Below are 11034 nucleotides of genomic sequence, written 5' to 3' on the forward strand. Positions count from 1 at the left end.
AGCACTTCGCCGCCGAGCCCGCCGCCACGCGGTTCCAGTTGTTCACCGGCCACCGCAGCGAGGGCAATCTCCGGCTCTACCGCAGCCGTGGCTATGTCCCGGTCGCCCGGGAGCAGATCGGCCCGAGGCTCACCCTCGTCACCCTGGAGAAGGGGGCGGCGGCACCGGCCGCCTATGCGGCCAGCGCCTGAACCTGCGCTTGAAAACCTGAACCAGCGCCTGAACCAGCGCTTGAAAAGAGGCTCTCCAGCGCCTGACAGAGGCTCGTACGCGGAGGCTCTGACCCGGCGGCTCCTACGCGGCGGGCCGGGCCCGCTGTCCGCGTGCGCGGCGCAGCCACAGCATCCCGGTGACCGGCAGCAGCACCGGGATGAAGACATAGCCCTTGCCGTACTCCGACCAGACGGTGGAGTCGGGGAACGCGGACGGCTCCAGCACGGTCCAGGTGCCGACGATCAGGACGCCCGCCAGCTCGGCGGCGCAGCACACCAGCGCCGCCCTGCGGGCCGTCTCCCCGCCCCGTACGAGGGTGTAGGTGATGAACGCGTACACCACGGCGGCGACGGCGGAGAGCGAGTGCGCGAGCGGGGCGGTGTCGAAGTCGGTGAGGATCTCGTAGACCGAACGCGACACCGCGCCGACCGACATCACCCCGTACAGCCACACCACCAGCAGCCCGGGGCCCTGGACCAGCCCGGTCCGGCGCTGCTTCCCGTCGGTGACGGAGCCGGTCATCGTCAGCCTCCCCAGATGTCGTAGAGCCGTACTTCGAGGACCGCCAGCACCACCGCACCGGCCGCGACGGTCGCCGAACCCCAGCGGGTCCGCTCGGCCAGCGACAGAAACCCGGCGGAGGGGACGGCGGCGAACGCGCCGATCAGATACGCGACGAAGGTCACGGTGCCCTCGTCCGGCTCGCCGCCCTGGGCCAGCCGCACGACCCCGACCACCAGCTGCGCCAGCGCCAGCAGCGACACCACACCCATGCCGATGAAGTGCCAGTCCTTGGTGGGCTGATCGCGAAAGGCGGCGAAGCCGCACCAGGCGGCTAGGGCGAGCGCGGTCACTCCGACCGCGACCGTCAGGGCGTCAAGCATGGCCCCGAGACTATTACGGGCCAGGGGCTTGGACGCGCGCGGCCCCGGGCGCCGTCCGGCCGGGGATCGGCTGGTCAGCGGGGCATCGTGGTCTTGACCACAGCGCACCGCGGGGCCGAGCCGGCCGCGTGCCGCCCCTGGGTGGCCGACCGGCGGTATCCGCGCAGGTCAGCCGGGTCCGACCGGGCGCCGCCCCGGTGGCGCGGCCGGGTCAGCACCCCGTATCACGCCAGTCCGCTATTCGGACAGGCTGCGTTGATTGGTAAGGCCATCTGCTTTACTGGCCGACATGACCACGACGAGCAGCCGCATCCCTGCGACCGGGGCGATGACCACGCCCGGTGCTGTTTGCCTGTGTCGAATGTGCGCCTTCTGAGGGCCCCTGCCTGTGCCTCGCGCCCCGAAGTGAGACCCCGCAGCCGCCGAGTCCGCCACGCCGGACCGCGCTGAACCGAGCGCGTATCGCCCCTCCCGATGCCCATGGGCGTCCCCGGAGCGCCGGCGTGCGCGTTCCGACCCACCCAAGCCCGGAAGACGAACGTCCCCTGCCCGGCGAAGACGTTCGCCCGCAATCGACCCCGCAATCGACAGTGACGGACACCCCAGTGATCACCACAACGGGCCTCACCAAGGTCTACCGCTCGCGAGGACGCGAGGTCACCGCCCTGGATGGCGTCGACCTCCATGTCAGAGAAGGTGAGGTGTACGGAGTCATCGGCCAGAGCGGCGCCGGAAAGTCCTCGCTCATCCGCTGCGTCAACCTGCTGGAGCGCCCCACATCCGGCTCCGTGACCGTGGACGGCCAGGACCTCACCGCGCTCGCCGGGCGCGGACCCCGCGCGGGCAAGGAACTGCGCGCGGCCCGCAGCCGTATCGGCATGGTCTTCCAGCACTTCAATCTGCTCTCGTCCCGCACGGCCCTGGACAATGTCGAACTGCCGCTGGAGATCCTCGGCCACTCCGGCCGGGAACGCTCCCGCAAGGCGCGGGAACTCCTCGACCTGGTGGGCCTCGCCGACAAGGCCAAGGCGTATCCGGGCCAGCTGTCCGGTGGCCAGAAGCAGCGCGTCGGCATCGCGCGGGCGGCTCGCCGGGGACCCCAAGGTGCTGCTCTCCGACGAGGCCACCAGCGCGCTCGACCCCGAGACCACCCGTTCCATCCTCCAACTGCTGCGCGATCTCAACCGCCGCCTCGGACTGACCGTGCTGCTCATCACGCACGAGATGGATGTGGTCAAGACGGTCTGCGACTCCGCCGCCCTCATGGAGCACGGGCGGATCGTCGAGTCCGGCACGGTGAGCGAACTGCTCGCCACCCCCGGATCCGAGCTGGCCGCCGCGCTCTTCCCGGTGAGCGGGGACGCCTCCGGTGCCGATCGCACGGTCGTCGATGTCACCTTCCACGGTGACGCCGCCACTCAGCCGGTGATCTCGCAGCTCTCGCGTACGTACAACATCGACATCTCGATCCTCGGCGCCGCCATGGACACCGTCGGCGGCAGGCAGGTCGGCCGGATGCGTATCGAACTGCCCGGACCGTTCGAGGAGAACGTCGTCCCGATCGGCTTTCTGCGCGAGCAGGGGCTCCAGGTCGAGGTGGCCGCGCAGGACCCGGCCGGGGACCTGGCCGCAGCCGGTGCCGCAGCCGGTGCTGGTGCCGGTGCCAAGGGGGGTGCCAAGTGAGCTGGTCGGACATGTGGCCCCTGCTGGAGCAGGCGTGTTGGGACACGCTCTACATGGTCGGCTGGTCCGCGTTCGTCGCGGTCGTCGCCGGACTGCCACTGGGCATCGTCCTGGTCCTCACCGACCGGGGCGGGCTGCTCGGCAACGCGTTCGCGAACAGGGTGATCGGCCAGATCGTCAATGTCACGCGCTCGATGCCGTTCATCGTCCTCATGGTCGCGCTGATGCCGTTCACCAAGGCGCTCACCGGCACCACCATCGGCCGCGAGGGGGCGATCGTGCCCCTCGCGATCGGCGCGATCCCGTTCTTCGCCCGACTGGTGGAGACCTCCGTACGCGAGGTCGACGGCGGACTCGTCGAGGCCGCGCAGTCCATGGGCGGCAGCACCTGGACCGTCGTACGCAAGATCCTCGTCCCCGAGTCGCTGCCGTCGCTGATCTCCGGCGCCACCACCACGGTCGTCGCCCTCATCGGCTACTCGGCCATGGCGGGCACCGTCGGCGCGGGCGGCCTCGGCGACATCGCCATCCGCTACGGCTACCAGCGCTTCGAGACCGAACTGATGTGGATCACGGTGGCGATCCTCGCCGTGGTGATCTCGCTCATCCAGTTCGCCGGGGACTACGCGGCCCGGGGCCTGCACCGCAGGGGACGCGGCGGGTCCGCGCCCCGGCTGCGGTTCCTCAGGGCCGACGCCCGCCCGGCCACCCCCGGCGCCGAACCGGCCGTCGAACTCTCCAAGTCCTCCTGAAGCCCTCCTGAAGCCCTCCTGAAGTCCTCCTGACCACCGCATCCGGCCCTACGGGTCGTATCACCCGCTCCACCCCAGGGAAGAAAGGCACTTTTCGTGCGTACCACTGCCAGGATCACCACCGCCGCCCTCGCCGCCGGAGCCCTCACTCTCGGGCTCACCGCCTGCGGCTCCGACTCCGACTCCGGCTCCGGCTCCGGTTCCGACGCGGACTCCCCGCTCGTCGTCGCCGCCAGCTCCCGCCCGCACGCCGAGATCCTCACCCATGTGAAGGACGAACTGGCCGCGAAGGAAGACCTCAAACTGGAGGTCAAGGAGTTCTCGGACTATGTGACGCCCAACACGGCCACCCAGAGCGGTGAGGTGGGTGCCAACTACTTCCAGCACAAGCCGTATCTGGACGACTTCAACAAGAAGAACAAGACGACGATCGTTCCCGTCGCCACGGTCCATGTGGAGCCGCTGGGCGTGTACTCCAAGAAGATCGACAAGCTCGCCGACCTCAAGGACGGCGCCACCGTCGCGCTGCCGAACGACACCACCAACGAGGCGCGCGCCCTCAAGCTCCTCGCCGGGAACGGGCTCATCGAGCTGAAGGCGGACGCGGGCAACGACGCCACGCCGAAGGACATCGCCGCCAACCCGAAGAAGCTCCGCTTCAAGGAGCTGGAGGCACCCCAGGTGCCCCGTGCGCTCGACGACGTCGACGCCGCCGTGATCAACGGCAACTTCGCGGTCGAGGCGAAGCTCAGCCCCAAGAAGGACTCCCTCGCCCTGGAACCCGCCAAGGACAACCCGTACGGGAACCTCCTCGCCGTCAAGGAGGGCAACGAGAAGGACCCGAGGGTCGTGAAGCTCGTCAAGCTGCTCCAGTCGCCCGAGGTGAAGAAGTACATCGAGGACACCTACGACGGCTCGGTCATACCCGCCGTCTGACGCGGACGGGGGCTCGGTCGTACCCGCCGTCTGACACCTGCGACGGCTCGGTCGTACCCGCCGTCTGACGCGCCGTCCGACCCGGCCGAGCTACGGTCCCGGGCCCCGCGCATCCCCCAGGGGTGCGCGGGGCCAGGCGTGTCCGGACGCCCCAAGTGCGGCACCCTGTGGTGCGATTCGATCCGGGCATGCTGCATGCTGGGGGTTTCGGCAGTCCCTGGTTCCTGGGTTCAACGGGCCCCTGGTTACGGAGCGGCGCATGACTACCACCTTCCCGGACGTGTCCATCAGCACGGAGCGGTTGGTGCTGCGCGCCTTCGAGGACGCGGACATCCCGGCGTACACCGAGATGATGAACGACGAACTGGTCACGGCCTGGACCTCCGCGCCCCACCCGTACACCCTCGCCGAGGCCAGGGACTGGGTCCGCAGGATCGCTCCTGCTGAGCGCGCCGCCGGCCGGGGCATCGCGCTGGCCGTCACCGAGTTCCTCACCCAGCGGCTCGTCGGCGCGATCCGCCTCCACCACACCGACTGGCGCACCCTCGCCACCGAGATCTCCTATGTCACCGCTCCCTGGGCCCGCGGCGAGGGATACGCCACCGAGTCGGTGCTGGCCGTCGGCAAATGGCTCTTCCGCGACCAGGGATTCGAACGGCTGGAACTGCGCACCGCCGCCGACAACACCGCCGCCCAGCAGGTCGCACAGAAGCTCGGCTGCATCAGCGAAGGCGTCCTGCGGAACGCCTGGATAGCGCGCACCCGGACCGACGACGGCCGCTGGGCCGCCGGCCGTACCGATCTGATCGTCTGGAGCCTGCTGCCCGAGGACCTCGACGGCGGTACGGAGCGGCCGGCGGAGTTCGGCTACGCCGCCTTCACCGAACTGACCTGAACCGAACCGTACGAACCGTACGAACCGTACGAACTGAATCGATCGAACGAACTGAACGATCCGAACCGAGCTGAACCGCACTGGCAGCGCGGGCAGTGCATCTGGTGCGGGAGTTCGCGTCAGGGCCCCGCCCGGGGGCCCGAGACGGCCAGGGACCCCCGCGCACCCCGCCCCGCACGGGCACTCCACCGGCCGGAACAGGCCGGTCCGGTGGAACTACCCGCCCCGAACTGATTCAGTTGGCCCCCGCTCCGGTAGCCTCACTCCGCCCGGCACCCGACGGGCGGCCCCACCTGCGACAACACCAGGGAGACTGACGACGATGGCCGACCGCGTCACGGTGATCGGCTGGGACGGTTCGCCCCTCACCGCCGCGGCTGTGTCCGCCCTGACCGCCGCCACTCTGGTGGCCGGGGCCGCCCACCATCTCGCGCTCCCCGAGGTGCCGGAGCGCGCCGAACGCATCCGCCTCGGCAGCGTCGACCTGGCCGCGCGCCGGATCGCCGGACACCGCGGCAGCGCCGTCGTCCTCGCCGACGGCGACCCGGGGTTCTTCGGTGTCGTACGCACCCTGCGCGCCCCCGAGCACGGTCTTGAGGTCGAAGTCGTCCCCGCCGTCTCCTCCGTCGCCACCGCCTTCGCCCGCGCCGGAATGCCATGGGACGACGCCCTGGTCGTCGTCGCCCACCCCCGCACCCTGCGCCGCGCCGTCAACGTCTGCCGCGCACACCCCAAGGTCGCCGTCCTCACCTCCCCGGGCGCCGGACCCGCCGAACTCGCCCTCCTCCTCGAAGGGGTCCACCGCACCTTCGTCATCTGCGAGGAACTGGGCACCGACCGCGAACAGGTCACCGTCCTCACCTCCGACAAGGCCGCCGACCACGCCTGGCGCGACCCCAATGTCGTCATCGTCATCGGCGGCGCGGGCAGCCCCCCGACCCCGGGCGGCGGCTGGATCGCCGGACGCGAGGCGGGCTATCCGTCCGGCGTACGGGGCTGGGCACTGCCCTTCGCGCCGTACGCCGACGAGGGCGGGAACGCCGGCGACCCGGCCCCGGGGGAAGGGGAGGCGGACCATTTGCGCGCCGTCCAGCTCGCCCGGCTCGGACCGCGTACCGGCGATCTCGTGTGGGACATCGGATCCGGCGGCGGGGCACTGGCCGCCGAAGCCGCCCGCTTCGGCGCCGCCGTGATCGCCGTCGACGCCGACCCGGCGGCCTGCGCCCGCACCGACGCCACCGCCCGGCGCGCGGGTGTCCGGATCCAGGTGGTCAACGGGCGCGCGCCGCACGTTCTGGAACGGCTGCCCGAACCCGATGTCGTACGGATCGGGGGCGGCGGCGTCCGGGTGGTCACCGCCTGCGCCGACCGGCGCCCCGAACGCATCGTCACCCACGCCTCCACGCGCGACGAGGCCGAGGCGATCGGCGCGGCACTCGCGGCCGGCGGCTACACCGTGGAATGCGCCCTGCTCCAGTCCATGGAACTCGACCCGGACGGCTGGCAGGAGCGGGAGCGATCGGTCGCCTTCCTCCTCTCGGGCAGGCAGCCGGACCGCGCCCCATGACCCGGTGATCGAACGGTGCGCGGTAGGCTGGCCGACCGTTGTACCGCTGCCGGGCGTTCGTCGCTTCGTTCGTCAATGTCCGGGAAGGCCGGAAACCGAGTGCCGCTTTGGCTCCGGTATGTGGTACGTCGTGACCGGGGGACGCGCAACGTGGCGCAGCCCACAGCGGACCGTGGCGGATCTCCCTGCCACGGCCGCGAACGGCCGCGAGAATACGTGGGAGTCCGTGAGGCGATCGTGCCGCGCGGCGCACAGGCTCGTTCTTCCAGACGGGCGACGGGTGTGCCGCGACCGGGCGCCCGGGCGATGGGCGAAGGATCACAAGTCGATGGGCGAGGGGTACGCATGACTGACACCGGCCAGATCCCGGGCGAGGGGCTGCCGGAGAACGCAGGCGTGGTGGAGCAGCAGCCGGGCATGCCCGGTCCCGGTGCGTACACCTACCTGCCCCCCTCCGAGCAGGGCCCCGAAGAGGACGATCTGCTGCTGATGCCGGGTGCGCAGGGCGCGTGGAGCGACCCGCACTCCGCGCCTCCGGCGCAGCACCAGGCAACCGCGCCCCAGGCCCAGCCTGTTCAGCAGACGCAGCCCGTTCAGCAGGCCCAGCCAGTTCAGCAGACGCAGCCTCCGGCCCAGGACCCGGCACCCGTGCCGCCGGGGCAGCACCCGACGCCCGCGCACGGGGGTGCGATGGGGCAGGCGCCCGTCGCGGCCCCGGTCCCGGAGCAGCCGCCCGGGCCCGCCGCGGACTACCAGGGCGAGGCCGTCCCGGTACCGGCGCCCATGGGCCCGGAGTTCGCGGCTCCGACGGATCTCGGGTCACCGGAACTGGGGGCGGCCCCGGAGTTCGCCACACCACCGGACCAGGGCGCTCCGGCGCTCGGCGTTCCGACGGATCTCGGTGCCCCGGACCTGGTGGCTCCGGTGCCGGGCATACAGCCGGGCGCCGAGCAGACCGCGCCACCCGTGCCACCCGTCCCGGCCGGAGGGACCGAGCAGGGCCCGGCGGTGCCACCGCCCGCCGCAGACGGGGAACAGCGGGCCGCCGAGCCCGTACCCGACCCCGCGGCCTCCGCCGCCCTGTCCGCCCCCCAGGCGGCGACCGCCCGGCGCCCTCTCCACATGGGCCCGCCGCTGCCCGACACCTCGGGCGGCGTGGTGCTGTCGCTGGCCGACCGGGGTCCGGCGGGTACGCCGCCGCACCCCCTGGTCATGCAGAGCCACCCCGGGCCGCCCACGACGGGTCCGGAGTATCTGGACGTGCCCCGCGAGGAGTCGGCTCAGCCGTTGCCCGGACCGCAGTTGGGGGAGATCCCGCCGCAGGCCGGGGCGCCCTGGGACCCACGGCCTCCGCAGAGTCCCGCGGTTCCCCCCGTGTCGGCGGAAGCGGTCGCCCCCGCCCCGCCCGCCCTGCCCACGCTGACGCCGACGGCCCTCGTCGCCCCCGCTCCGGCTGAGCCCCCCGCTCCGGCTCCCGAGCCGGAGGAGGTCGTCCAGGAGCCCGCGCAGGAGTCTGTGCAGGGGCCGGTGCAAGAGGCAGCGGAAGAACCAGTGGAGCCAGAGGAGCCGGAGGAGTCGGGGGAGGCCGTACGGGAGCAGTCGGCCGAGCCCGAGGCGCCCGCGCCTCAGGCGACGGTGCCCGCCCCGCGTGAGGAGACCCGGGCGCCGGGCCGGCCCGAGGCCGTCACCGCTGCCGGGCCCGCTGCGGAGCCTGCGCCGGAGTCGGAACCGGAGCCGGAGCCCGTACTCGTACAACAGGCCGCGGACGTGCCCGTAACGGAAGCTGAAGCAGACACGGAGGCGGGAACGGCATCGGAGGCGGCACCCGGGCCGGTGGCCGAAACCGAGCCTGGAACCGAGCCCGCATCCGAGCCCGGAACCGAGCCCGAGACCGAACCGGAGTCCGGGTCTCCGGCGGAGGCGACGGCGGAGGCGGCCGGGCACTCGGCCGAGCAGCCGTCCGAGCCTGCTCCGGGACCGGAGGCAGCCGCTGAGCCGGAGCCACACCCCGCGCCGCACCCTGAACAGGTGGCCGCGCCTGAGCCGGAGGCCGCCGCCGAGCCCGCGGCGCAGCAGCCCGAGCCGGCCGCCGCGGCCGGGCAGGAAGCCGAGCAGGCCCCGGAGCCGGCCCCGGAGCCCGCGGCCGAGCCGGCGCCCGCCGCCGCCCAGAACCCGCCCGCGCCCGGATTCGACGAGGCCGAGCGGGACGCCGTACTGCGCGTGATGCGCGAGCGCCGGGACATCCGCAACGGCTTCCGCGGCGACCCCATCCCGCACGAGGTCCTGCTCCGCGTCCTGGAGGCCGCGCACACCGCGCCCAGCGTCGGCCACTCCCAGCCGTGGGACTTCGTCGTCATCCGGTCCGCCGAGACCCGGGGGGCCATGCTCGAACTGGCACAGCGTCAGCGGGACGCGTACGCCAAGTCGCTGCCGAAGGGCCGGGCCAAACAGTTCAAGGAACTGAAGATCGAGGCCATCCTCGAAACGCCGGTCAATATCGTCGTCACCGCCGACCCGACGCGCGGTGGCCGCCACACCCTGGGGCGGCACACCCAGCCGCAGATGGCGCCGTATTCCTCCGCGCTCGCCGTCGAGAACCTCTGGCTCGCCGCGCGCGCCGAGGGCCTCGGCGTCGGCTGGGTCAGCTTCTTCGACGAGCGCGAGATGGTCCGCGCGCTCGGCCTCCCGGAGCACCTGGAGGTCGTGGCGTATCTGTGCGTCGGATACGTCGACGAGTTCCCGGAGGAGCCCGAGCTGATGCAGTCGGGCTGGTCCAAGCGCCGGCCGCTGTCCTGGGTCGTCCACGAGGAGACCTACGGCCGCCGCGCCCTGCCCGGCGAGGAGCCGCACGATCTGCTCCAGGAGACCGTCACCAGCATCCGCCCGCTGGACGCCAAGGCGCTCGGCGAGGCGTGGGAGCGGCAGAAGCGCATGACCAAGCCGCCCGGCGCCCTCGGCATGCTGGAGATCATCTCCGCGCAGCTCAGCGGCCTCTCCCGGCTGTGCCCGCCGCCGATCCCGGAGCCCGCGGCCGTCGCCATCTTCGCCGGTGACCACGGGGTGCACGCGCAGGGCGTCACGGCCTGGCCCCAGGAGGTCACCGGCCAGATGGTCGCGAACTTCCTCGGCGGCGGCGCGGTCTGCAACGCCTTCGCCAACCAGGTCGGCGCGGAGGTCTGTGTCATCGACGTCGGTGTCGCCGCCGATCTCCCCGCCACCCCCGGACTGCTGCCGCGCAAGGTCCGCGCGGGCACCGCCGACTTCACCACCGGTCCCGCCCTCACCCGTGAGGAGGCGCTCTCGGCGATCGAGGTCGGCATCGAGACGGCGCGGGACCTGGTGGCGGCGGGCAACAAGGCCCTGATCACCGGGGAGATGGGGATCGCCAACACGACCGTCTCGGCCGCGCTGATCTGTGTCTACACCGGCATGGACCCGGCGGAGATCACCGGCCGGGGCACCGGTATCAACGACGAGATGCACACCCGCAAGATCGATGTCGTCCGCCGCGCCCTCGAACTCCACACGCCCGACCCCGCAGACCCCGTGGGGGTCCTCGCGGCGGTCGGCGGTCTGGAGCACGCGGCGCTCGTCGGACTCATCCTCGGCGGCGCGTCCCTGCGCACCCCGGTCCTCCTCGACGGCGTCTCGGCCGGCGCCGCCGCCCTGGTCGCCCGCGCCATCGCCCCCGAAGCCCTCGCCGCCTGCATCGCGGGCCACCGAAGCGCCGAACCCGGCCATGTGGCCGCCCTGAACAAACTGGGCCTGCGACCGCTCGTGGACCTCGATCTGCGGCTGGGGGAGGGCACGGGGGCGCTGCTCGCGCTGCCGGTGGTCCAGAGCGCGGCCCGCGCGATGCACGAGGTCGCGACCTTCGACTCCGCGGGCGTCACCGAGAAATAGCCCCCCGGAGCTCTGCCCCGGACCGCCCCCTACGCCTTGCGGCGTGGGGGGACCCCCAGCTCCTCAATCTCCCCCAGGGCTCCGCCTGGGAGGTGCCCCCAGAGGGGCTGGTTTTGCTGGCCCGGTGCGCCGGTCTTTCAGCCTGTCCGGCGTTTGAGGACGGACCTTCGGGCACAGAGGCGTGCACGATTCGGCGCTGGG

General features: G+C 72.4%; 7 protein-coding genes and 2 pseudogenes. 7 read left to right on the plus strand and 2 right to left on the minus strand.

What is annotated here, in order from left to right:
* A pseudogene (locus ACWF94_RS11415) lies at window positions 1-191 on the plus strand (GNAT family N-acetyltransferase); the annotation flags it as partial.
* A 103-nt stretch (window positions 192-294) separates the two neighbouring features.
* On the opposite strand, the gene ACWF94_RS11420 reads toward ACWF94_RS11415, so the two are convergent.
* A complete protein-coding gene (locus ACWF94_RS11420) occupies window positions 295-735 on the minus strand; it encodes a hypothetical protein (protein ID WP_453487096.1) in 441 nt (146 codons plus the stop codon).
* Window positions 736-737: 2 nt separating this feature from the next.
* Entirely contained in the window at window positions 738-1097 is a 360-nt protein-coding gene (locus ACWF94_RS11425) for a hypothetical protein (RefSeq protein ID WP_453487098.1), read from the minus strand.
* A gap of 605 nt (window positions 1098-1702) precedes the next feature.
* Between ACWF94_RS11425 and ACWF94_RS11430 the strand changes: the two are divergent.
* The 6 genes and pseudogenes from ACWF94_RS11430 (at window position 1703) to cobT (ending at window position 10833) form a co-directional block, all read left to right on the plus strand.
* Window positions 1703-2780, plus strand: a pseudogene (locus ACWF94_RS11430) (methionine ABC transporter ATP-binding protein).
* Entirely contained in the window at window positions 2777-3532 is a 756-nt protein-coding gene (locus tag ACWF94_RS11435; protein ID WP_453487100.1) for a methionine ABC transporter permease, read from the plus strand. Before ACWF94_RS11430 ends, ACWF94_RS11435 begins: the two are co-directional and overlap by 4 nt.
* Window positions 3533-3628: 96 nt before the next feature.
* Window positions 3629-4468 carry a MetQ/NlpA family ABC transporter substrate-binding protein gene (locus tag ACWF94_RS11440; RefSeq protein WP_453487102.1) on the plus strand — a complete coding sequence of 280 codons (840 nt, stop codon included), beginning with the start codon at window positions 3629-3631 and terminating at the stop codon, window positions 4466-4468.
* 259 nt (window positions 4469-4727) lie between these two features.
* Window positions 4728-5363, plus strand: a complete 636-nt coding sequence (locus ACWF94_RS11445) for a GNAT family N-acetyltransferase (RefSeq protein ID WP_453487104.1) — start codon at window positions 4728-4730, stop codon at window positions 5361-5363.
* Between the two features lie 322 nt (window positions 5364-5685).
* The gene (gene cbiE, locus ACWF94_RS11450) at window positions 5686-6930 is read left to right on the plus strand and encodes a precorrin-6y C5,15-methyltransferase (decarboxylating) subunit CbiE (protein ID WP_453487106.1); all 1245 of its coding nucleotides are present in this window, start codon (window positions 5686-5688) and stop codon (window positions 6928-6930) included.
* A gap of 345 nt (window positions 6931-7275) precedes the next feature.
* Window positions 7276-10833 carry a nicotinate-nucleotide--dimethylbenzimidazole phosphoribosyltransferase gene (gene cobT, locus ACWF94_RS11455; protein ID WP_453487107.1) on the plus strand — a complete coding sequence of 1186 codons (3558 nt, stop codon included), beginning with the start codon at window positions 7276-7278 and terminating at the stop codon, window positions 10831-10833.
* Window positions 10834-11034: the final 201 nt, after the last annotated feature.

Source organism: Streptomyces sp. NPDC055078 (assembly GCF_053607985.1).

Bases quoted from the DNA above. Each gene is read 5' to 3' on its own strand.
- ACWF94_RS11420 (WP_453487096.1), bottom strand. From the start codon at position 735: ATGACCGGCTCCGTCACCGACGGGAAGCAGCGCCGGACCGGGCTGGTC.
- cbiE (WP_453487106.1), top strand. From the start codon at position 5,686: ATGGCCGACCGCGTCACGGTGATCGGCTGGGACGGTTCGCCCCTCACC.
- cobT (WP_453487107.1), top strand. From the start codon at position 7,276: ATGACTGACACCGGCCAGATCCCGGGCGAGGGGCTGCCGGAGAACGCA.
- ACWF94_RS11425 (WP_453487098.1), bottom strand. From the start codon at position 1,097: ATGCTTGACGCCCTGACGGTCGCGGTCGGAGTGACCGCGCTCGCCCTA.
- ACWF94_RS11445 (WP_453487104.1), top strand. From the start codon at position 4,728: ATGACTACCACCTTCCCGGACGTGTCCATCAGCACGGAGCGGTTGGTG.